Annotated in this window: 20 protein-coding genes; 4 read left to right on the forward strand and 16 right to left on the reverse strand. The window is 68.6% G+C overall.

The genetic code is table 11. From position 1 onward, the window contains the following. Positions 1 to 14 precede the first annotated feature (14 nt). Both BN3385_RS24565 and BN3385_RS28390 read left to right on the forward strand, forming a co-directional pair. The gene (locus tag BN3385_RS24565) at positions 15 to 1,361 is read left to right on the forward strand and encodes an HNH endonuclease signature motif containing protein (RefSeq protein WP_059020825.1); all 1,347 of its coding nucleotides are present in this window, start codon (positions 15 to 17) and stop codon (positions 1,359 to 1,361) included. A 141-nt stretch (positions 1,362 to 1,502) separates the two neighbouring features. Continuing rightward, positions 1,503 to 1,784, forward strand: a complete 282-nt coding sequence (locus tag BN3385_RS28390; RefSeq protein WP_156432872.1) for a hypothetical protein — start codon at positions 1,503 to 1,505, stop codon at positions 1,782 to 1,784. Here BN3385_RS28390 and BN3385_RS24570 read toward each other — a convergent pair. The 6 genes from BN3385_RS24570 to ftsY all read right to left on the reverse strand — a co-directional run bounded on the left by BN3385_RS24570 (position 1,781) and on the right by ftsY (position 10,238). After that, the gene (locus BN3385_RS24570) at positions 1,781 to 2,845 is read right to left on the reverse strand and encodes an amidohydrolase family protein (RefSeq protein WP_059020827.1); all 1,065 of its coding nucleotides are present in this window, start codon (positions 2,843 to 2,845) and stop codon (positions 1,781 to 1,783) included. The genes BN3385_RS28390 and BN3385_RS24570 overlap by 4 nt on opposite strands. A 1-nt stretch (position 2,846) precedes the next feature. Next, positions 2,847 to 4,415 carry a signal recognition particle protein gene (ffh, locus tag BN3385_RS24575; protein ID WP_059020829.1) on the reverse strand — a complete coding sequence of 523 codons (1,569 nt, stop codon included), beginning with the start codon at positions 4,413 to 4,415 and terminating at the stop codon, positions 2,847 to 2,849. 43 nt (positions 4,416 to 4,458) lie between these two features. Continuing rightward, positions 4,459 to 6,942: a [protein-PII] uridylyltransferase gene (locus tag BN3385_RS24580; RefSeq protein ID WP_059020831.1), complete on the reverse strand. Its 2,484-nt coding sequence runs from the start codon at positions 6,940 to 6,942 to the stop codon at positions 4,459 to 4,461. A 72-nt stretch (positions 6,943 to 7,014) separates the two neighbouring features. Continuing rightward, positions 7,015 to 7,353, reverse strand: a complete 339-nt coding sequence (locus BN3385_RS24585) for a P-II family nitrogen regulator (protein ID WP_059020834.1) — start codon at positions 7,351 to 7,353, stop codon at positions 7,015 to 7,017. A gap of 5 nt (positions 7,354 to 7,358) precedes the next feature. Next, on the reverse strand, positions 7,359 to 8,738 hold the full coding sequence (locus tag BN3385_RS24590; RefSeq protein ID WP_197415263.1) for an ammonium transporter: 1,380 nt from the start codon (positions 8,736 to 8,738) through the stop codon (positions 7,359 to 7,361). Positions 8,739 to 8,915: 177 nt separating this feature from the next. Further along, on the reverse strand, positions 8,916 to 10,238 hold the full coding sequence (gene ftsY / locus BN3385_RS24595; protein WP_059020838.1) for a signal recognition particle-docking protein FtsY: 1,323 nt from the start codon (positions 10,236 to 10,238) through the stop codon (positions 8,916 to 8,918). Between the two features lie 66 nt (positions 10,239 to 10,304). Between ftsY and fni the strand changes: the two genes are divergently transcribed. Next, entirely contained in the window at positions 10,305 to 11,324 is a 1,020-nt protein-coding gene (gene fni / locus BN3385_RS24600; protein WP_059020840.1) for a type 2 isopentenyl-diphosphate Delta-isomerase, read from the forward strand. Here fni and BN3385_RS24605 read toward each other — a convergent pair. Both BN3385_RS24605 and BN3385_RS24610 read right to left on the reverse strand, forming a co-directional pair. Then, on the reverse strand, positions 11,321 to 12,274 hold the full coding sequence (locus tag BN3385_RS24605) for a DUF7064 domain-containing protein (RefSeq protein ID WP_059020842.1): 954 nt from the start codon (positions 12,272 to 12,274) through the stop codon (positions 11,321 to 11,323). The two genes, fni and BN3385_RS24605, sit on opposite strands and share 4 nt — an antisense overlap. Continuing rightward, a complete protein-coding gene (locus tag BN3385_RS24610) occupies positions 12,271 to 13,335 on the reverse strand; it encodes a phosphotransferase family protein (RefSeq protein ID WP_059020844.1) in 1,065 nt (354 codons plus the stop codon). Before BN3385_RS24610 ends, BN3385_RS24605 begins: the two co-directional genes overlap by 4 nt. Before the next feature lie 129 nt (positions 13,336 to 13,464). Here BN3385_RS24610 and BN3385_RS24615 point away from each other — a divergent pair, with 129 nt between their 5' ends. Further along, a complete protein-coding gene (locus tag BN3385_RS24615) occupies positions 13,465 to 14,328 on the forward strand; it encodes a lysophospholipid acyltransferase family protein (protein ID WP_059020846.1) in 864 nt (287 codons plus the stop codon). On the opposite strand, the gene smc is transcribed toward BN3385_RS24615, so the two are convergent. From smc to sepIVA, 8 genes are all read right to left on the reverse strand, one after another. Further along, a complete protein-coding gene (gene smc / locus BN3385_RS24620; RefSeq protein WP_059020848.1) occupies positions 14,321 to 17,920 on the reverse strand; it encodes a chromosome segregation protein SMC in 3,600 nt (1,199 codons plus the stop codon). The genes BN3385_RS24615 and smc overlap by 8 nt on opposite strands. A gap of 26 nt (positions 17,921 to 17,946) precedes the next feature. Continuing rightward, on the reverse strand, positions 17,947 to 18,228 hold the full coding sequence (locus BN3385_RS24625) for an acylphosphatase (protein ID WP_059020850.1): 282 nt from the start codon (positions 18,226 to 18,228) through the stop codon (positions 17,947 to 17,949). Further along, on the reverse strand, positions 18,215 to 18,631 hold the full coding sequence (locus tag BN3385_RS24630) for an OsmC family protein (protein WP_059020852.1): 417 nt from the start codon (positions 18,629 to 18,631) through the stop codon (positions 18,215 to 18,217). The genes BN3385_RS24625 and BN3385_RS24630 overlap by 14 nt, the downstream gene beginning before the upstream one ends. A 63-nt stretch (positions 18,632 to 18,694) precedes the next feature. Beyond that, positions 18,695 to 19,150: a cupin domain-containing protein gene (locus tag BN3385_RS24635; protein ID WP_059020853.1), complete on the reverse strand. Its 456-nt coding sequence runs from the start codon at positions 19,148 to 19,150 to the stop codon at positions 18,695 to 18,697. Between the two features lie 21 nt (positions 19,151 to 19,171). Beyond that, positions 19,172 to 20,035 carry a bifunctional DNA-formamidopyrimidine glycosylase/DNA-(apurinic or apyrimidinic site) lyase gene (gene mutM / locus BN3385_RS24640; protein WP_059020855.1) on the reverse strand — a complete coding sequence of 288 codons (864 nt, stop codon included), beginning with the start codon at positions 20,033 to 20,035 and terminating at the stop codon, positions 19,172 to 19,174. A 19-nt stretch (positions 20,036 to 20,054) separates the two neighbouring features. Beyond that, entirely contained in the window at positions 20,055 to 20,747 is a 693-nt protein-coding gene (rnc, locus tag BN3385_RS24645; RefSeq protein ID WP_059020857.1) for a ribonuclease III, read from the reverse strand. Beyond that, positions 20,744 to 21,340 carry a YceD family protein gene (locus tag BN3385_RS24650; RefSeq protein WP_082690624.1) on the reverse strand — a complete coding sequence of 199 codons (597 nt, stop codon included), beginning with the start codon at positions 21,338 to 21,340 and terminating at the stop codon, positions 20,744 to 20,746. Before BN3385_RS24650 ends, rnc begins: the two co-directional genes overlap by 4 nt. 59 nt (positions 21,341 to 21,399) lie before the next feature. Continuing rightward, positions 21,400 to 22,137: a cell division protein SepIVA gene (gene sepIVA / locus BN3385_RS24655; protein ID WP_059020859.1), complete on the reverse strand. Its 738-nt coding sequence runs from the start codon at positions 22,135 to 22,137 to the stop codon at positions 21,400 to 21,402. Positions 22,138 to 22,237: the final 100 nt, after the last annotated feature.

Raw genomic sequence — 22,237 nt, forward strand, 5'->3', positions numbered from 1 at the left:
GTAGTGTTTCGAACATGCGTTCGATCATGGCGGTTCTCGACGACCTCGACAGTGTTGTCGAGGAACTCGCCGCCGCCGATCTGGACACCGTCGACGCCGTGACGCGCTACCACGTCCTCGATCGCCTGGAAACCGCCCGCCGTCGCCAAACCGCTGTCGCCCACGACCATCTCGCGCGGCTCGAACACGTTCCCGGCTGCCCACCGCCACCGATCAGCCTGGCCGATGTCCTGCGCATCAGCCGCACCGAAGCCCGCCGCAGAATGCGCGACGCCGAGCAGCTGTCCGACCGCACCACTCTGACCGGCCAGCCACTGGCACCGCTGCTGCCGGCCACCTCAGCGGTGTGGCATCGGGGTCTGCTTGATGCCGAGCACCTTCGGGTCATCCAGAAGTTCTTTCGCGATCTGCCCGACCATGTGCCTCCCGCCGAGATCGAGAAGGCCGAAACCGCGCTGGCCGGGCATGCGGTGAACCTGCGTCCGGACCAGTTGGAGAAAGTCGCCAACCGGCTCGCTCTCACCCTGAATCCCGATGGCACGTTCAGCGACGACGACCGTGCCCGCAAGCGCGGGTTCACCTGGTGCGGCGGCCAACGCGCGGACGGCATGAGTGTCGGCAAGCTCATCGCCAACCCGGAACTGCGGGCCCTGCTGGACGCCTGGTTCGCCAAGTTCGCCGCACCCGGGATGTGCAACCCCGACGACCAGTCACCCACCGTCACAACCGAACCCACCGAGGATGTCGTCGAGCGCGACAGTCGCAGCCACACCCAGCGCCAGCACGACGCCTTGACCGCCCTGGTCCGCAGCCAGCTCGGCAACCCCACTCTCGGGCAGCACAACGGGCTGCCGGTCACCGTCATCGTCTCGGCCACCCTGCACGACCTTCAGGCCAAGACCGGACACGCCGTCACCGCCGGCGGCACCCTGCTCCCGATCGCTGATGTGATCAGGATGGCCACCCACGCGTATCACTACCTGGCGCTGTTCGACGGTGTCAACGGACAGGCGCTCTGGCTGGGCCGCACCAAACGGCTGGCCAGCGGTGATCAGCGAATCATGTTGCACAGCAAGGACCGTGGTTGCACTCGGCCGGGTTGTGACGCCCCCGGCTACCGCACCGAAGTGCATCACATCGACGAATGGGCCAAGGGTGGGCAGACCAACATCGACAAGCTCACCCAAGCCTGCCAGGCCGATCACAAGTTGCTCGACGAAGGCTGGTGCGTGCGCGCCCGCGCCGATGGGACCGTCGAATGGATTCCGCCACCGCAACTTCCGTTCGATGGCGGCGGCGTCAACACCTATCACCACCCCGAACGGCTCGTCGACCGCAGCGACGACAATGACGCGGCATGACTGCGGTCCCCCGATCGGTGGACGTCGAAATCCTCCCCGCACGCACCCGGACGGTGGACAGACGTCGTGGCCGACCCCGCGCATCGTAGGCAGTACAGATCGCTGCCGAGGGGTGGCGGCACCAGCCGGAGGAGTTCCGATATGACGCGCACCACGACGTCTCTGCTAGCAGCACTCGGCGGGATGGCGGCATGTTCGCTGATTCTGGCCGGGCCGGCGGCTGCGGCAGGCCACGGCGGTCCGGGTGAGCCGGGGCCGGGCGTGGGCACGCACATCGGTGTCGAGGGCCCTTCGAGCACTCAAGCGATCGGCTACGAGCTGCCTTTGGCCCCCATCGGTGTGGCCGGTCCTGGTGAGGCAGCACCCAGCGCAGCTACTCATCTCACCAGCGGCGGAGAGCTGCCCTTCGGACCGATCGGCTAGAACACCCGCCCGCGCAGGATCACCCGATCGGGCCGGGACAGCACCGCGGCCCCGTCGCGCGGATCCTGTTGGTAGCACAGCAGATCCGCCGATGCGCCGTGCTCCAGCGCCGGTCGTCCCAGCCAGCTTCTGGCGTCCCAGCACGCCGCGCCGAGCGCCTCGGTGGGCGTCATGCCGATGCCTTTGAGCGCGTCGACCTCGTCGGCGATCCGCCCGTGTTCGACATTGCTGCCGGCATCAGTGCCCGCATAGATCGGGATGCCGGCGTCGCGGGCGGCGGCGATGCGCTGCGGGCAGCTCGCATAGAGCTCGCGCATGTGGGTGGCGTAGACCGGGAATTTGCTTGCGGCGTCGGCGAAATCGGGGAAGTTCTCGATATTGATCAGGGTGGGCACCAGGGCGGTTCCGTGCTCGACCATCATGGCGATGGTGTCGTCGGTCAGGCCGGTGCCGTGCTCGATACAGTCGATACCCGCCGCGATGAGCCCCGGCAGAGCATCCTCACCGAACACGTGGGCGGTCACTCGGGCACCCGCCGCATGGGCGGCGTCGATGGCGGCACGCAGCACGTCGTCGGACCACAGCGGGGCCAGATCCCCCACCGATCGGTCGATCCAGTCCCCGACGAGTTTCACCCAGCCGTCCCCGCGGCGGGCCTGTTCGGCCAGCGCCTCGGTCAGCTGCCATTCGTCCTCGAGCTCGACGGCGAAACCGCGGCCGTAGCGCTTGGGCCTGGCTAAGTGCTTGCCCGCCCGGATGATTCGCGGCAGATCATGGTGGCCATCGATGCTGCGGGTGTCGGTGGGCGATCCGCAGTCGCGCAGCAGCAGCGCCCCGACAGCGCGTTCGGCTTCGGCTTGCGGGATCACGTCGTCTAGCGGCATCTCCCCGTGCGGCCCGAGGCCCACATGGCAATGGGCGTCGACCAGGCCCGGGATGATCCAACCGCCGTCCCAAATAGTGTCGGCGCCCGCGACGGGCTCACTGCGCAGCACTCCGTCGGCGATCCACCACTCGACGGGCTCGCCGTCGGGCAGGCCGCGACCGCGAACGTGCAGCACGCTACTGCTTGCCGGGGAACTTCAGCTTGGACAGATCGAAATCGGCCAGGCCGGGCGGCAACTCGTTGAGGCCTTCGGGCATCCCGGACAGATCGGGGAACCCGCCGGGCATACCGCCGGCGAGCAACGGGTTCCGGGTCTTGGGCGGCGTCGGCCCGCGTCCACCCTTCTTCTTGCCGGCTTGCTTGTTCTTGCCCTTGGCCGCCTTCTTCGAGGAGCGGCGCCCGAAGGGCATGCCCATGGCTCCTGCCATCTGCGACATCATCTTGCGCGCCTCGAAGAACCGGTCGACGAGCTGGTTGACCTCCGACACGCTGACGCCCGATCCGTTGGCGATCCGCAGCCGGCGCGAAGCGTTGATGATCTTCGGGTCGGCCCGCTCCTCGGGAGTCATCCCGCGGATGATCGCCTGCAGCCGGTCCAGCTGCTTGTCGTCGACAGCGGCCAGCGCGTCCTTCATCTGACCGGCCCCGGGCAGCATGCCCAGCAGGTTGCCGATCGGCCCCATCTTGCGGATGGCCAGCATCTGCTCGAGGAAGTCCTCCAGCGTCAGCTCGCCGGAGCCGATCTTGGCGGCGGCCTCCTCGGCCTTCTTCTGGTCGAAAACCTGCTCGGCCTGCTCGATGAGGGACAGCACATCGCCCATGCCGAGGATGCGGCTGGCCATCCGGTCGGGATGGAAGACGTCGAAGTCCTCGAGCTTCTCACCGGTCGACGCGAACAGGATCGGCACACCGGTGACCTCGCGCACCGACAGGGCAGCGCCACCGCGGGCATCGCCGTCGAGCTTGGTGAGCACCACGCCGGTGAACCCGACGCCGGCGCCGAACGCCTCGGCGGTGGCCACGGCGTCTTGGCCGATCATCGCGTCGAGCACAAACAGCGTTTCGTCGGGCTGGACGGCGTCACGGATCGCAGCGGCCTGTGCCATCAGGACGTCGTCGATACCGAGCCGGCCCGCTGTGTCGACGACGACGACGTCGAAGTGCTTGGCCTTGGCCTCGGCCAGGCCTGCCGCGGCGACGGCCACCGGGTCACCCGGACCGGCACCGGCGATCTCGTCGGCATCGGGTGCGGTGCCCGGGTGCGGGGCGAAGACGCTGACGCCGGCACGCTCACCGACGATCTTGAGCTGGTTGACCGCACCGGGGCGCTGCAGGTCGCAGGCCACCAGGAGCGGGGTGTGGCCCTGGCCCTTGAGCCATTTGGCCAGCTTGCCGGCCAAAGTGGTCTTACCGGCGCCCTGCAGACCGGCCAGCATGATGACGGTCGGCGGGTTCTTGGCGAAGGCCAGCTGGCGGGTCTGGCCACCGAGGATGCCGATGAGCTCCTCGTTGACGATCTTGACGACCTGCTGGGCGGGGTTCAGCGCGGCCGAGACCTCGGCCCCCTTGGCCCGCTCCTTGATGCGGTTGACGAACGCGCGGACCACCGGCAGCGAGACGTCGGCCTCGAGCAGGGCCAGCCGGATCTCGCGGGTGGTGGCGTCGATGTCGGCGTCGGTCAGCCGGCCTTTGCCGCGCAGGCCCGCGAGCGCACCGGTCAACCGGTCGGACAGGGATTCAAACACGTCGTAAGCCTATCTGGACCGTGGCGGGCGATTCGCGGCGACGCTAGCTGGCTTCTTCGACCGGCTTGGCCGGCGTCACCACGGGAAGCACCGCGTAGAGCTCGCGCTCCAGCGTGGCGCGGACGTCGTCGACCGAGCTCAGCGCCGGGACGGTGATGCCGAACACGTCCACCACGGAAGAACCCAGCGTGGTGATCTTGGCCCACGCGATGTCCACCCCGGCCCGTTCGAAGACGTTCGTCAGCATTGCGAGGAGTCCGGTGCGGTCGGTGGTGCGGATCTCGACCAGCAGCTGGCCCGGGCCGATGCCGTCGCGCCACAGGATGCGGGGCGGCGCGGGGGCGGAGTTGACCGGCACCGCCGGCTTGGACTCCCCGACCCGTCCGGTCCCGTACTGGGCGGCCTCCCGATCCCGCTTCTCCAGCGATGCGATCACGTCGAGTTCGCCGTCGAGCGCGAGGATGAACTGCTGGCGCAGCAGTTCGGCGGCCGGTGGTGAACCGAAGTGCGGCGACACCACGAACGTGTTGATCGCCGCGCCACTGGAGCTGTTGATGGCCGCGGAGTGCACCCGCAGCGAGTTCAGGGCGAGCACACCGGCGGCCTTGGACAGCAGGCCGCGCCGGTCCGGGGCGATCACCGTGACGTTGTAGGTGTGCGTGGTCTCCCCCGGCGTCATCTCGACGTGCACACCGTGGTCGGCAGCCAGCGAAAGATGATGGGGATCAATGGGATCGGCTTGTGGTAGCGGCTCGCCGGCGATCACCAGGCGGCAGCGCCGTACCAGGTCGCCGATCAGCGACGCCTTCCAGTCGCCCCAGACGCCGGGCCCGGTGGCCAGCGAATCCGCCTCGGCCAGCGCGTCGAGCAGTTCCAGCAGCACCGGATCGCCGCCCAGCGCGTCGAGCACGTCGGCGATGGTCTGCGGATTCTGCAGATCTTTGCGGGTCGCCGTGTCCGGCAACAGCAGGTGGTAGCGCACGATCGCCGAGAGCAGGTCGATATCCGACGGCCACAAACCCAGCCGGGTGCCCACCTGAACGGCGAGCTCGGCGCCGATCACGCTGTGGTCCCCGCCGCGGCCCTTACCGATGTCGTGCAGCAGCGCACCGAGCACCAGCAGGTCCGGTCGAGAGACCCGGGTAGTGAAAGCACTTGCCCGCGAGACGGTTTCGACCAGATGCCGGTCCACGGTCCAGATGTGGATGACGTCGCGCGGCGGCAGGTCGCGCACCGCGCCCCATTCGGGGAACAGCCGCCCCCATAGGCCGGTCCGGTCCAGTGCCTCGACCGTGGCGACCGTGGTCGGACCGGCGGCCAGCAGGACCAGCAGATCTTTGAGCGCGTCACGGGGCCATGGCGTGCGCAGTTCCGGCGCCGAGTCGGCGAGCCGGCTCAGGGTGGACCCGGAGATCGGCAGGCCGGTGGTGGCCGAGGCGGCCGCCACCCGCAGTATCAGGCCGGGGTCACGTTCGGGGCGGGCGTCGCGGGCCAGGATCACCTCGCCGGCGTACTCGATGACACCCTCGTCGAGCGGTCGGCGGACCGGGCGGCGCAGGGCCGAAAGCCCGCGCCGGGGAAGCGCATTGGCTGCGGTGCGCAGGCCCGCGTCGACGTAGTAGCTGATGGTTCGGGCGGCATCGGAGAGCACCCGGGCAAGGTCGAAACGGTCGCCGATGCGCAGCGAGGCGCCGATCTCGTCGGCGTACTGGGCGAGCAACTGGTCCCGGCCGCGCTTGGACACCCGATGCAGTTCGGTGCGCACGTTGAGCAGTGCGAGATGGGCACCGCCGAGCGAACCCGTCGGTGAGGCCAGCGAATGGCTCGGGTAGACGTCGGCGAGTTGGGCGATGGCCAGGGCGTTGAGCAACTGGACATCACGCAAGCCGCCGCGACCGCACTTGAGGTCCGGTTCGGCGCGGTGCGCGATCTGGCCGCTGCGCTGCCAGCGGGCCTGGGTGTGCTCGACGAGTTCATCGAAGCGGGAGGCGATTCCGGTGCGCCACTGCCGGCGGGCACCCCCCACCAGGAGCGAGGACAGCTCGGAGTCACCGGCAATGTGGCGGACCTCGAGCATCGCCAGTCCGGCCGAGATGTCCTCCCCGGCCACCTGCAGCGCCTCGGGCACGGTCCGCACACTGTGGTCCAGCCGAATATTGGCGTCCCACAACGGATACCAGAGCATCTCGGCCACCTGGGTGACGATGTCCGGCGGCATGTTGTCGTGCAGCAGCATCAGGTCCAGATCCGAGTACGGGACCAGTTCCCGGCGACCCAGGCCGCCGGTGGCCACCAGCGCGAACCCGCTGGTGGCGGTGATGCCGATCTCGGCGGCCTTGGTGGTCAGCCAGAATTCGTGCAGATCCAGCAGGGCATCGCGCAGCGCGGCCGAGTCCAGCTGACGCTGACCGCCTTCCAGCAGCTGCTGGTTGGCCAGCGCGAGATCCTTGGCGGGCTTGAAAGAAGCCGCCGCCGGCGGCTCCCAACGGGGAGCGCCGGCGGCGGAATCTCTTGTGTGCTTTGTCATCTCAGTCCTCTCGCGGCCGTCGCCAACTAACGATTTCCCGGTGTGGCCGCAAGAAGACTCACATCGTGTACGTCAGAGGGCGTCAGAGCCCCGCTCGCCCGTGCGAACCCGTACAACGGTTTCCACCGGGCTGACCCACACCTTGCCGTCGCCGATCTTGCCGGTCCGGGCTGCCTGGACGATGACATCGACCACCTTGTCAACGGCGGAATCATCGACCAGGACCTCCACACGGACCTTGGGCACGAAGTCGACGGAGTATTCCGCACCGCGGTAGACCTCGGTGTGACCCTTCTGTCGTCCATACCCCTGGACTTCGCTGACGGTCATTCCGAGGATACCCGCCTGCTCCAGACCGGTCTTGACGTCTTCGAGCGTGAACGGCTTGACGATCGCAGTGATCAGCTTCATTTCCCTCATTCCTCCGCGCCGTGACGACCGAGAACCGAGCCGCTGCCGGCAACCGCGAAGTCGTACGCGGTCTCCGCGTGTTCGGCTTCGTCGATGCCAGACGCCTCGGCCTCACGGTCAAGCCGCAGTCCGATGGTGTACTTGACGATCAAGGCCAAGATAGCGGTACCAACAGCCGAGTAGAGCAAAACTGCGCCCGCACCGACCGCCTGTCGCCACAGCTGCTCGAAGCCGCCGCCGTAGAACAGGCCAGCAACACCGGCACCAGCCTCGGGAGTGGCGACCAGACCGATGAGCAGGGTGCCCAGGATGCCGCCGACCAGGTGGACGCCGACCACGTCGAGCGAGTCGTCGAAGCCGAACTTGAACTTCAGGCCGACCGCCAGGGCGCAGGCCACACCGGCAACCGCACCGATCACCAGCGCGCCAAGCACATTCACCGCCGAGCAGGACGGGGTGATCGCCACCAGACCGGCGACGATGCCCGACGCGGCACCCAGGGTGGTGGCATGGCCGTCACGGATGCGCTCCGTGAGCAACCAGGCGAGCATGGCGGCCGCGGTGGCCACCGTGGTGGTGATGAAGGTCGAGCCCGCCAGACCGCCCGAGGCGGTCGCGGATCCGGCGTTGAAGCCGTACCAGCCGAACCACAGCAGACCGGCACCCAGCATCACGAAGGGCAGGTTGTGCGGCCGCATCGGCGTGGTGGGCCACCCGACGCGCTTGCCCAGGATGATGGCCAGAACCAGGCCTGCGGTACCGGCATTGATATGGACCGCGGTGCCACCGGCGAAGTCGATTGCCTTGAGCTTGTTGGCAATCCAGCCACCGGTCTCGGAGGTACCACCGTCGAACGAGAACACCCAGTGGGCGACCGGGAAGTAGACGAAGGTGGCCCACAGGCCTGCGAACACCAGCCAGCCGCCGAACTTGAGGCGGTCGGCGACGGCGCCGGAAACGAGGGCGACGGTGATGATGGCGAACATCAGCTGGAAGGCCACGAATACCGTTGCCGGCAAGGTGAAGACCAGCGGGATGTTCACCGCATCGACGGCTTCGACACCCGCGGCCGGGTCAGCCGAGACCGCGGCGACGGCGTTTCCACCGATGAGACCCTTGAGCCCGAAGAACTGGGTGGGGTCACCGAAGAGGTTGAACTTGTCCTCGCCGAAGGCGATCGAGTAGCCGTAGAGCACCCAGAGCACCGTCACGAGGCCCATGGAGCTGATGCTCATCATGATCATGTTGAGCACGCCCCTGGCGCGCACCATGCCGCCATAGAAAAAGGCCAGGCCTGGCGTCATCAGCAGCACCAGCGCGGAGCTCGCAAGCATCCACGCCGTGTCGCCGGTGTCCGGCGCGCCCATTACCGGGAATCCATCCACTCGCAGTTTCCTCCTTCACCCATGCCACGGTTAGGCACCGTTGACCTAGGCCAAGACAATGCGCAGTGGTTGTTTCCGCTACGACGCCTGTGTGTTTCGCGAATGTGAACGGATAGAGGGTCTTCGTTTCGCGGTTGTTACATCCCGCAATTCACGCCGCGCCGAACGGATTTGCGGTCAGCCCAGCAGCGCATCGACGAAAGCGCCAGGCTCGAATGGCGCCAGATCGTCGGGACCTTCGCCGAGACCGACCAGCTTGACCGGGACACCCAGCTCCTGCTGCACGCGGAACACGATGCCGCCCTTCGCGGTGCCATCCAGCTTGGTCAGCGCCACGCCGGTGATGTCGACGACGTCGGCGAACACCCGCGCCTGTGCCAGCCCGTTCTGCCCGATGGTGGCATCGAGCACCAGGAGCACCTCGTCGACGGCCGCCCGCTTGCTCACCACACGCTTGACCTTGCCCAATTCATCCATGAGGCCGGTCTTGGTGTGGAGGCGACCGGCGGTGTCGATGACCACGACGTCGGCGCCCGCGGCTATGCCCTTATCGACGGCGTCGAAGGCCACCGAGGCGGGATCGGCACCTTCGGCGCCGCGCACCACCTCGGCACCGACCCGCGAAGCCCAGCTCTGCAGCTGATCGGCGGCGGCCGCGCGGAAGGTATCGGCCGCGCCGAGCACCACCCGGCGCCCGTCGGCCACCAGCACGCGAGCCAGCTTGCCGACGGTGGTCGTCTTGCCGGTGCCGTTGACGCCGACGACCAGCAGGACCGACGGTTTGTCGGCGTGCGGGAGGGCCTTGATCGAGCGATCCAGGCCCGGGTTGAGTTCAGAGATCAGCACCTCGCGCAGCACGGCGCGGGCGTCGGCCTCGGTCCGCACGGTGCTGCTGGCCAGCCTGCTGCGCAGCTGTTCGATGACCGAGGCGGTGACCACCGGGCCCAGGTCGGCGATGAGCAGGGTGTCCTCGACCTCTTCCCAGGACTCCTCGTCCAGGTCACCACCGCCGAGCAGGCCGAGCACGCTGCGGCCGAGCGCGTTCTGGGACTTGGCGAGCCGGCCGCGCAGGCGCTCCAGCCGGCCTTCGGTCGGCGCGATGTCCTCGACAGCGGGGGCCGCGGGGGCGGCCGGCTCAGGTTCGGCCAGAACCTCAGGGGCGACGACGGCCGGAGGCTCCTCGATGACCGGCGGCTCGGGCAGGCGCACCTCGGAGATCGGCCGTTTGACCGAATCGCGGGGCAGCGCGGCATCATCACCGACACCCGGCCTCCCCTGGCCGCTATCCGACGCCGAGTCCAGCGTCGCCGTTGCTGACGATTGTGTGAACGATATGCCCGACGAGGCGGTATAGCCGCCCGACCGGTCAATGGGTGTGGCAGCCTCTGAACTGGGGCGCAAACTGATTTGCCGCCGCCGATAGCGAACCAGACCGATGATCAGTGCAGCGACGACCAGGACGGCGATGACCGCGATAGCGATCCAGAGACCCTCTGACACCGTGCCATTCTTTCAGGGCGCGGTGTGGGCCTGTGTCGCCCCCGGACAACCGGGTAGGCGGTGACCATGGACCGCGGTGGGATTGCGACCCGCAAACTGCGCCATATCGACGCCTGCCTGACCGGCCCGGTCGAGTACGTCGGGGTCACCACCGGCTTCGAGCGCTACGAACTGCCCTATAACGCGCTCACCCAGACCAGCCTCACCACGATCGACCTCAGCGCGCAGTTCCTCGGCACCCAGCTGCGGGCACCCGTTCTGGTCGGGGCGATGACCGGTGGGGCCGAACTGTCGCGCACGATCAACCGGAATCTGGCCGAGGCGGCCCAGAAGCTCGGAGTCGGCATGATGCTCGGCTCCCAGCGCATCATGCTCGACAACGACGAGGCCGCCCGCAGCTTCGAGGTCCGCGAACTGGCTCCCGACGTGCTGCTGATCGGCAACATCGGCCTGGCCCAGCTGTCGGACGCCGTCATCCCCAAACTGGCCGCCGCGCTGGAGCGCGTGGGCGCGAACGCGCTGGCCGTGCACACCAACCCCCTGCAGGAGGCCATGCAGGACAACGGTGACACCGACTTCAGCGGCTCATTGGAGCGGCTGCGCCGGCTGGCCGAGGCGCTGCCCTGCCCGGTGATGGTCAAGGAAGTCGGCCACGGGATCGGGACCGCCGCCGCGCAGCGGCTGCGCGGCCTGCCGATCGCGGCAGTCGACGTCGCCGGAGCCGGCGGAACGTCCTGGGCCCGGGTGGAGCAACTGGTGCGCTACGGCGAGGTCCGCTACCCGGCGATCGCCGAGTGGGGTGTGCCGACCGCGCAGGCGCTGCAGGAGGTACGCCGGACGCTGCCGGACATGCCGCTGGTGGCCTCCGGCGGGATCCGGACCGGGATGGACGCCGCCAAGGCTCTGGCGCTGGGCGCCGATGTGGTGGCACTGGCCCGCCCGCTGCTGGCGCCCGCGATCGAATCGCCCGCCGCCGCCCTCGATGCCCTGGAGGGCTTTGTCGAGGAACTGCGGATCTGCCTGCACGGCTGCGGGGTTGACGACGTGGCCGCGCTGCGCCGCCTCGGTGTCACCCCTGCCGGTTAACGTCCGGCGAGAAACTGCCGGGCGAACTCGCGTTGGCCGGCCATGCTCCAGTTGTCGTGGTCCTCGCCGTATGCGGTGATCCCGTCCCAGGTCCACTCGGTCAGGCAGTTCCATGTCCAGAGGTTGGGGTTGATGGCGAACCCGAGCCGGTTGAGGGTCGAGCCGGCCGCTTCGATGGTGCGGTCGTGCTCGTCGGTGGCGGTGAGCAGCACCCGGGTGGGGGCGCCGGTTGACGCGTCCCGGTCCAGGACGTCACGGCGACCACCGGTGAGCTTGCCCCACAACCCATCCCGGATGATGTAGCCGTGGATGGCGATCGCGTTGCCGTCGCCGAAATCCATGGTGATCGCATGGAATCCGTCGCGCTCCGAGGCGGTGGCGTAGCTGTATCCGCCGCGCTTGCTCGGGGTGGCATGGATACCGACTCCGTGCTGGGTGCGCCGCCCCCACGATCGGTCCCGGAAACCGTAGGCGTCGACCGGGATTCGCTCACCGTGCAGGACGATTTCGCCGGTGAATCGCCCGGGTTGGTCGAGATGGCTCTCGCCGAGCAGATTCGCCTTGGCCACACCGGTGAAGGTCAGGTCGACGTGCAGTTCGTCACCGTCGGGGTCGTGGTAGCCGATGCGATATCGGCTGCCCGGTTCGAGTACCTCGTAGGAGGCCCCGTTGGCGAGCCGAAGATTCGACAGCGGCTCTTCCGGCAGCGGCAGATGCCAGAAGTTCTTGGCGTACAGGCAGTTCCAGATCTGGTCGCCGGTGTCGTCCCAGAAGTAGGCACCGGCGGCCAGCACGCCGAGGGTCGGCTTGAAGAACGGGTAGAGCTGCCCGGATAGACGACGTTGCGGCACGGTGAAGGTGAACCAGCAGGTCTCGGTCCACTCCGGGTCGGCGGGATCAGCCGGCGGGTGGAACTCGTCGTCGCTGTCCGCGTAGGGGCCGATGATCATGACGGCACCATCTCCTGCAGGATAGCCGCGAGGAGTTCGGTGGCCGGGTTGTCCCGCCAGATGGTGTGGTCGGCGGGCACCGCACCGGCCTGCTCCCACTGGTTCATCACGAAGACGACGGTGGTGGCGAATCGGTAGGCGGCAAACAACTCGTACCAATCAAGTTGGGCCACAGGCCGTCCGGCGGCAGTTGCGTAGATCGCCACCTGCTCGTCGCGAGTCGGCTCACCGGCCAGCCGGGCCATTCCGGAGCCCTCGTGCATCCAGCGGTCGGCCATCAGCCACCAGCCCAGATCCAGCTCACGCTCCCCTACCGCGGTGCCCTCGAAATCGGTGAGGGCGCGCGGTGTGCCTCGCGTGGGGTCCCAGATGATGTTGCCCAGCCGGGCATCACCCCACAGCAGCACGACGTCGTCGGCGGCAGGCTGGGGCGGCAGCGTCGATCGCAACCGCTCCAGGGCGGTGTCGAAGATGTCGGCGGACCTGTCCCGTAATCCGTTGCGCAGGTGGGTATCCCAGAGCCCTAGCTGACGGGCTGACCCGGGCTCCTCGACACCGATATCGAGCACTGCCAGTTCGCCGCCACGCCAATCCACCGAGTGCACGGCGGCCAGCGCCGTCAGGCCGTGGGTGATCATCGCCGTGCGCAGATCGGGATCGGCGTCGAGATAGAAACCTTCGGCGGTGTACGGCGGAGTCTCCTTGGGCACCACACCGTCGACGAAGTCCATCACCATGAACGGAGCACCCAGCACACCGTCGTCGAGCTCCACCCCGACCACCGGTGCCACCGGGACCGTCGCGCGCAGCGCCTGCATGGTCGCCGATTGCAGTGCCACCCCGGTGCCCAGCCCGGCGGCCTGCTCGGGATAGGGCTGGGCGTGCGGTGAGTCGACGCGCAGGACATGCGTGCTGGTGCGTTCACCGACGGTGGCGGTGAAGATCAGGTTGTCCGCCGAGAAACCACTGCCCGGCCGGCCGCGGGCCGCCAGGGCCACCGGTCCGCCGAGCCGGGCGGCCAGCCAGCCCTGCAGACTCTCGAGCCTCGCGTCATCGGTCATCGGTGAATTCCCCACGGCGATTGCGGCATTCCCGGAGTGTACAGATTCTGAAATCCGTCTACTGCGGGTTCCGTGAGTGACTTTATGACCAAATCCCCCATTTGGTCAGTTCGTCGGTACAGTCGGGATATGACGACGACCACCGATGACGTTGACCGTCTTGTGAACGAGCCGGCCCGGGTGCAGACCCTGAAGAAGGGGATCTTCGCCCTGGCCGACGGGTTGGCCCCGGCGATCGATCTCTGCAAGATCTACGTCGACGGAACCGAGAACCTGCCGCGGGACGGCCGCTTCCTGCTTGTCGGCAACCACACCGTCTCCGGCTCGGCCGAGATCGTGCTCATCCCCTACTTCGTGCACCGCGAACTCGGCGTTCGGGTGCGGGGATTGGCCAACAAACGGGTGGCCGAAACCACCGGGCTGATGCGCGATGTGCTGGAAGCCGCCGGTGCCGTTCCCGGCCAACCGGAGACCTGCGCGGAGTTGATGCGGCAGGGCGAAACCCTGCTGGTGTTCCCCGGCGGTGGGCGCGACATGCTCAAGTTCAAGGGCGAGGAGTACACCCTGCAGTGGGAACGCCGCAGCGGATTCGCCCGGCTGGCGGTGACGCACGACTATCCGATCGTGCCCGTCGGGCTGGTCGGCGGTGACGACGTCTACCGCAGCCTCGTCGAGCGCGGCGGAACATGGGAAACCGCGACGCGGGGCCTCGGTGAGCGCGTGCACGGGCTGCCCGGCGTGGGCATTCCGCTCGTTCGTGGTGTGGGCCCGACCCTGCTCCCCCGCCCGCAACGCATGTATCTGCGCTTCGGCCAACCGATTTCGACGACCCGGCCCGCACGCACCGGTGTAAACACCTGGATCACGACGGTGAAGGACACAACTCAGGCCGCATTGGAGAAGACCCTTGCCGAACTGCAGGAGGTCCGCGCCGGCGACCCGTTCCGGAATCTGAACCCGCTCGCGTGGCCGCGAGCCGTACAGCCTACGTAGCGGGATTGCCCGAGGCGACGAGCTCCTGGCCGCGCATCCGCTGCGAGATCACGGTGGTGATGCCGTCGCCCTGCATGGTGACGCCGTAGAGCGCGTCGGCGACCTCCATCGTCGGCTTCTGATGGGTGATCACGATCAGCTGAGACTGATCGCGCAGCTGCTCGAACAACCCGATCAGCCGGCGCAGGTTTACGTCGTCCAGTGCCGCCTCAACCTCGTCCATCACATAGAACGGTGACGGGCGGGCCCGGAAGATGGCCACCAGCATCGCCACCGCGGTCAGCGACTTCTCGCCACCGGACAGCAGCGACAGCCGCTTGACCTTCTTGCCGGGCGGACGGGCCTCGACCTCCACACCGGTGGTCAGCAGGTCGTTGGGGTCGGTGAGCAGCAACCGGCCCTCGCCCCCGGGGAACAGAGTGGCGAACACCTGCTCGAACTCGCGCTCGACGTCGGCATAGGCCTCGGCGAACACCTGCAGGATCCGGGTGTCCACGTCGGCGATCACGTCGAGCAGGTCTTTGCGGGCCGCCTTGACGTCCTCGAGCTGGGTGGCCAGGAAGTTGTAGCGCTCCTCGAGTGCGGCGAACTCCTCCAGCGCCAGCGGATTGACCCGGCCCAGCTCGGCGAGTTCGCGTTCGGCACGCTTGGCTCGGCGCTCCTGGGTGGACCGGTCGAACGCCAGCGGCGCCGGGGCCGTCACCTGCTCACCGCGCTCCTTGGCCTGCTCGTACTCGGCCATCTCCAGCTCCGAGGGTGGCAGCGACACATCGGGTCCGTACTCCGCGATCAGGTCGTCGGCGGCCATACCGAACTGTTCGAGCACCATCTCCTCGAGCTGTTCGATGCGCAGCGCCGCCTGCGCCTTGGCCACCTCGTCGCGGTGCAGCGAGTCGGTCAGCGCAGCAATCCGGCTGTTGAGCGTCGTGACCTCCTCGCGGGCGGCGGCCATGGCGGTGGCACGTTCCTGCCGCTCGGCGGACAGCGCATCACGGCGCCGCGAGGCAGCCGCAACCACCCCGGCGAGACGCTCGGCGAGGTGGCGGCCGGACTCGGCCACCGCGCCGGCAACCGTCGCGGCATGCGCGCGGGCGGCGCGGGCCCGCTGGGCGCGGATCCGCGCCTCGCGCTCGGCAGCAGCGGCACGGCGAAGCGAATCAGCCCGCCCTCGAACAGCATTCGCGCGTTCCTCGGCCGTGCGCACCGCCAGCCGGGCTTCCACCTCAATGGCGCGGGCACCCTCGGCGGCGGTCTGCATCTGCTGACGGTCCACCGGAGCGTCGTCGACGACGGTCTGGGTTTCCTGTGCTGCGGCCAGCCTGCCTTCCAGAGCGGTCAGTTCCTCGACGGTCTGCGCCCGGCTGGCTTCGAGTTCGTCACGCTGGGCGACCTGGCGGCGCCAGTCCCCCTCGGCGGCGCGGGCGTCCTGCCCCAAGCGGCCGAGCTGTTCGTAGATCGCCGAGATCGCCGCATCAGACTCGTTGAGCGCGGCCAAGGCCTGCTCGGCGGCGTCCTGCCGGTTGGCCTGCTCACTGAGCGCACCGGCCAGCGCAGCGGACAGCTCCTCGACCTGAGTCTCGGCGGCGGCGAGTTCCGTTTTCGCCTTCTCGATTTCCGACGCGATCTCCAGGGTGCTCGGCTTGCGGTCCGAACCGCCACTGACCCAGCCGGCACCGACCAGATCACCGTCGAGTGTGGCCGCGCGCAGCGCCGGTCGGGCCGCGACCAGATCCAGCGCCGCACCGAGGTCGTCGACCACGGCGACATCAGCGAGCATCGCCGACATCGCACCCTGTAGCCGGGACGGCGCGTCGACCAGGTCGATCGCCCAGCGCGCCCCACCGGGCAGCGGCCCGGTGTCCGCACGATGGCGAACAGGCCAGTCCCCCAACACGATTGCGGCACGGCCGCCGTCGGCTTCCTTGAGCGCACGCACTGCCGAGCGAGCGGCGTCGAAATCGTCGGCCGCAACAGCATCGGCCGCCGCACCCAGCACCGCGGCCAACGCCACCTCGTAGCCGGCGTGCACCTTGACCAGTTTGGCGATCGTGCCGAAAAGTCCTGCGCCACCGCGGTTCTGCACCAGCCACGCGGCGCCGTCCTTGCGCTCCAGACCCACGGCAAGCGCGTCGATCCGGGCCCGCAACGAGGCCACCTGACGCTCAGCGGCCCGCTCGGCGGTCTGTAGTTCCGCGACCCGCTCATCGGCCGCCCGCAGCGCGGCGATGCTGCGGTCATGGTGTTCGTCCAGACCGAGCTCGCCCTGATCGAGTTCGCCGATCCGGCCCTGAACCGTCTCGAACTCGGCCTTGGCCTGCTGCGAGCGGGCGGCCGCCTCTTCGATCGCGTTGGTCAGCCGGGCCACCCCGTCATCGATCGACTCGACCCGGGCCCGCATGGTTTCGACCTGACCGGCCAACCGCGCCAAGCCTTCTCGGCGATCGGCCTCGGCCCGCACAGCCGCCATATGCGCCCGTTCAGCCTCGGCGGCGGCGCGCTCCTTCTCCGTCAGATCGGCGCGGGCCGCCTCCAGCCGGGTGCGCGCCTCGGTCAGTTCGGCCTGCAGCCGCTGCTCACGGGCGGCAACCTCGTTGGCCTCGGCCTCCAGCTTGTCGGGGTCCGGTCCGGTGCTGGCGGCGGGTTCGGTGTCCAGGTATTGGGCCCGCTCGCTGGCGATGCGCACGGTGGCGCTGACCCGCTCAGCCAGCGCGGAGAGCCGGAACCAGGCCTGCTGGGCGGCGTCGGTGCGTTCCGAGAGCGTGGCGACGGCGGCTTCGTGGGCGGCCAGCGCCTCGGTCGCCACGGCCAGCCGCTCGGCGGCTTCGTCGTGCTCGCGGCGCAGGGTGGTCTCGGTGTTGTCGGCGCCGGCGAACTCGACGCGCCGGGCCACCAGGTCATCGGCCGCCAGCCGCAGCCGGGCATCGCGCAGGTCGGCCTGGATGGTCTGGGCGCGCCGCGCCATCTCGGCCTGGCGGCCCAACGGCTTGAGCTGGCGGCGCAGTTCGGTGGTCAGATCGGTGAGCCGGGCCAGGTTGGCCGACATCGAGTCGAGCTTGCGGACCGCTTTTTCCTTGCGCTTGCGGTGTTTGAGCACACCGGCGGCTTCTTCGATGAAGGCCCGACGGTCCTCGGGCCGCGATTCGAGGATCTGCGAGAGCCTGCCCTGGCCGACGATGACGTGCATCTCCCGGCCGATGCCGGAGTCCGACAGCAGCTCCTGGATGTCCATCAGCCGGCAGCTGCTGCCGTTGATCTCGTACTCGCCGGCACCGTCGCGGAACATCCGGCGGGTGATCGAGACCTCGGAGTACTCGATGGGCAGGGCATTGTCGGAGTTGTCGATGGTCAGCGTGACCTCGGCGCGGCCCAGCGGCGCCCGGGTCGAGGTACCGGCGAAGATGACGTCTTCCATCTTGCCGCCGCGCAGCGTCTTGGCACCCTGCTCGCCCATCACCCAGGTCAGCGCGTCGACGACGTTGGACTTGCCCGAGCCGTTGGGGCCGACCACGCAGGTGATGCCGGGTTCGAACCGCAGAGTCGTCGGGGACGCGAACGACTTGAAGCCCTTCAGCGTCAGACTCTTGAGGTACACGGTCAGTGAGATTACCGGCGGGCGGGTCAGCGTTCGCGGAAGCCCACGATCGGCTCGCCGGGTTCGGTGAAGTCCGCGACCACGTTATCCACCGAACCGGGGGTCGAACCGCCGCGCAGCAACTCCAGAAGCCGCTCGCACGCGGGCCGCGGACCCTGCGCCACCACCAGCACGCGTCCGTCGGCCTGGTTACTGGCGTAGCCGGTCAGGCCCAGTTCCAGCGCCCGCGATCGCGTCCACCAGCGGAAACCCACGCCTTGGACGTGGCCGTGCACCCAGGCGGTCAGGCGAACGTCAGGCTCGGCCACCGTCGGCCACCTCGAAATTGACCTCTGCGCCGTTCTTCAGGGTGCGCCCGACGGTGCAGACCTGATCGATCGCCCGGTTGACCACCACGATCAGCCGTTCTACCTCGTCGGGCGAAAGCCCGGACAGGTCGATCTCCAGCTTCTCGGTGAGCAGCGGGTAGCGCTCCTGCTCGCGGTCCGCGTCGCCGGCCACCCGGATCACCGCCGGGTAGTCGTCGCCCAGCCGGCGGCGCAACGGCTGATCGCTGCTCAGCCCGCTGCAGCCGGCCAGCGCGATCTTCAGCAGCTCGCCGGGGGTGAACACACCCTCGTCGGTCTCCGAACCGATCAGAACCTCGGCCCCGCGGCTGCTGCGCCCGGTGTAGCGGCGGATACCGGTGCGTTCCACCCACAGTTCAGTCATGGCACATTCCTACATCTGATGGCTCGGGGTTATTCCACGTCATCGCCGTCATCGTCGTCATCGTCACAGCTGCGGCTCGGCGGCAGCGCCGCGTCCGAGCAGGCGGCGCAGCGCGTGTTTGGCGCGCCTGCCCCAGATGACCTGGGCGCGCAACGGCCCGGGCAGATTAGTACGCAGGACGGCGTGCTTGCGGACGTAGGTGGGCACGTACCAGGTCGCCCAGGTTCCGGCCCGGAAGATCGCCGAGTCCCCGGCGCGCAGCCAGGTCGCGGGAATGCCGTCAGCGCTGACCTCGACCTCACCTTCGATGATGTGGACCGTCTCATCGGATCCGAAGTACCAGCGGAACCGGCCGGCGGTGCAGTCCCAGACGAAGTTGCCCGCCAGACCGTCGGTGTCACTGGACCACCATGAGCTGCGAATCTGCGGATCGCCCTCGATGACCCACTCAGGGTTGATGGTGCCGGGAGTCAGGTCGGTGCCCGCGCCGGAGCGCACTTCGATGGGGCGTTGAGTCATGTGACAGTAGTACCAGGCCGCTCACCGGCCAGCGCGCGGCCGACGCGGCGCGGGCTGGCAGACCGGGCAGTAGAACGACGAGCGGTTCATGAACTTGTCCCGGCGGATCACTGCCCCGCAGCGCCGACAGTTGCGATCCTCCTGGCCGTAGACGTTCAGCGACCGGTCGAAGTATCCGGACTGACCGTTGACGTTGACGTACAGCGAGTCGAACGATGTGCCGCCCTGACCCAGCGCCTCGCGCATCACCTCGGCGGCGGCGTCGAGCAGCTCTGCGAGCTGGCGGCGGGTCAGTTTCTCGGCCAGCCGGGCCCCGTTGATCTTGGCCCGCCACAGCGACTCGTCGGCGTAGATATTGCCGATGCCGGAGACCACGGTTTGGTCGAGCAGCTGACGCTTGATCTCAGAGTGCTTGCGGCGCAACACCGTCACCACAGCGTCGCGATCGAACAGCGGGTCGAGCGGGTCGCGGGCGATGTGCGCCACCGGGGCAGGCACCCGGCTGCCGTCGACGGTCACCAGATCGGCCAGCTGCCAACCACCGAACGTGCGCTGGTCGACGAAGCTGAGCGCGGTGCCGTCGTCGAGCAGGGTGGCGATCCGCAGGTGATCAGTGTTGGGCACCGGACCCAGCAGCATCTGCCCGCTCATCCCGAGGTGGACCACCAGTGCTTCGTCGTCGGAGAGGATGAGCCACAGGTACTTTCCCCGGCGGTCGGTGCCGAGCACCTGTGCGCCGAGAAGCCGGGCGGTGAGGTCGGCGGCACCGGCTTCGTGCCGGCGCACCGCGCGCGGATGATGGACCCGCACCGCGGTGATCGTCTTTCCGGCAACGTGGGCCTGCAGACCGCGGCGCACCACCTCGACTTCGGGGAGTTCAGGCATCAGTGAATCAGGTTGGGACTCAAGCTGTTTCCAGCGCGTTCCACGCCGCCGCGGCGGCCCGCTGCTCGGCTTCCTTCTTCGACCGGCCGATACCGCTGCCGTACTCGGTGTCCATCACGATCACGACGGCGGTGAACTCCTTGTCGTGATCGGGACCGGTGGAGGTGACGACGTAGGACGGCGGACCCAGGTTCCGCGCGGCGGTGAGTTCCTGAAGGCTGGTCTTCCAGTCCAGGCCGGCGCCGAGGGTGGGCGCGGTGTCCAGCAGGTTGCCGAACAGACGCAGGATGACGTCACGGGCGACCTCGATGCCGTGGTGCAGGTAGACCGCACCGAGCAGCGACTCCATCCCGTCGGCCAGGATGCTCGACTTGTCGGCGCCGCCGGTGTTCATCTCGCCGCGGCCGAGCAGCAGGTGCGCGCCCAGACCTTCGTCGGTGAGCACCCGGGCCACGTCGGCCAGCGCCTGGGTGTTGACCACGCTGGCCCGCAGCTTGGCCAGATCACCTTCGGTGCGCTCAGGGTGGCGGTGGAAAAGCTCATCGGTCACCGTCAGCCCCAGCACGGCGTCGCCGAGAAACTCCAGGCGCTCGTTGGTCGGCAGTCCGCCGTGCTCATAGGCATAGCTGCGGTGGGTCAGCGCCAGGGTGAGCAGGTCCTCGGGCAGGTCGACCCCGAGTGCGTCGATCAGATTCTGGCGCGGCGGCGTCACGAGCGCCCCGCTTCCGGCCCGGACCCATCCCCCTCGTCGAACATGCCGGACAGCTTCGCCCAGCGCGGGTCGATCTTGTCGTGGTGATGGCCGGGTTCGGCGGTGGCCAGCGCGACGCCGCAATCCGGGCACAGGCCCGGGCAGTCCTCGGAGCACACGGGTGCGAACGGCAGCGCCAAGCCGACGGCATCGACGATGGCCTGCTCGATGTTCACGGTCTGGTCGATGACCCGGCCCACCTCGTCCTCCTCGGTGGTGGACTCGGTGGCGCTGTCGGGATAGGCGAACAACTCGGTGAGCACGATCTCGATGTCACCGGCGGCCGGCCCCAGGCAGCGCGAGCATTCGCCACTCGTCGGTGCATGGACGGTGCCCGACACCAGGACGCCCTCGGACACCGATTCCAGCCGAAGATCCAGGTCGATGTCGGCGCCGCGCTCGATCGCGATGAGGTCCAGCCCGATCCGCGACGGGCTGGGCACCGTCTCGTGGACCTCCATCATCGAACCGGGACGTCGGCCGAGCCGGGACACGTCGAACACCAGTGGCGAGCGCGGATCCGGGTGCGTCCCTGCACGTTGTGGCGTCGCCATAACCTCGATCTTAAGACGCGGCCCGACAGGTTCCGGACAGCATCTGCCGGTCGCGCAACTCAGTGCTGCACGTAGTCGTGGGTTCCGGCGGCTGTGCGCAGCTGGTGGCGGCCACGGCTGACCGAGCGCAGCGTGCCGTTGAGATAGTCCTCGAACTGGGCGAGCTTGCTGTCGACGTAGATGTCGCACTCGCCGCGCAGCCGGTCGGCTTCGGCGTGGGCGGTGTCGATCAGCCGGGTCGCCTCGGCGGTCGCGGCCTGGACCACCTCGGTCTGCGAAACCAGGCGCTGCTGCTCCTTGATGCCTTCCTGTACGGCCTTCTCGTAGGACATGTTGCCGCTCTCGACCAGGCGATCGGCCTCGGCCTTGGCCCGGCTGGTGGCGGCTTCGTACTCCCGCTTGGATGTCGCGGCCAGCCGCGATGCCTCTTCGCGGGCCTCGTGCACCATGCGCTCACTGTGCTGGCGGGCCTCGGCGACCATCCGGTCGGCCTGCGACTTGGCGTCGGCCAGCAGCCGGTCAGCCTCGGCGCGGGAGTGGCTCAGCAGTGAATCCGCCTCGGCGGTGGCGTTGGCGACCATGGAATCGGCGTGTTCCTTGGCCTCGCGCAGCAGCGCGTCACGGGCGTCGAGGACGTCCTGCGCGTCGTCGAGTTCGCCGGGGATCGCGTCCTTGATGTCGTCGACCAGCTCCAGCACGTCGCCGCGCGGAACCACACAGCCGGCCGTCATCGGCACGCCGCGGGCCTCCTCGACAATTGCGCTCAGTTCGTCGAGCGCTTCAAAAACTCGGTACACGGCGCCGCCCTCCTGGCGTAGTTGGTAGTGACCAGTGTGCCTGGTGTTACGCCTGTGACTGCGGTGGCGTGTCGGTGTGTCGGATTCCGAATTTCGACAG

It is taken from the genome of Mycobacterium sp. M26, from assembly GCF_001494595.1.
In the GTDB taxonomy this organism is placed as follows: Bacteria; Actinomycetota; Actinomycetes; order Mycobacteriales; family Mycobacteriaceae; genus Mycobacterium.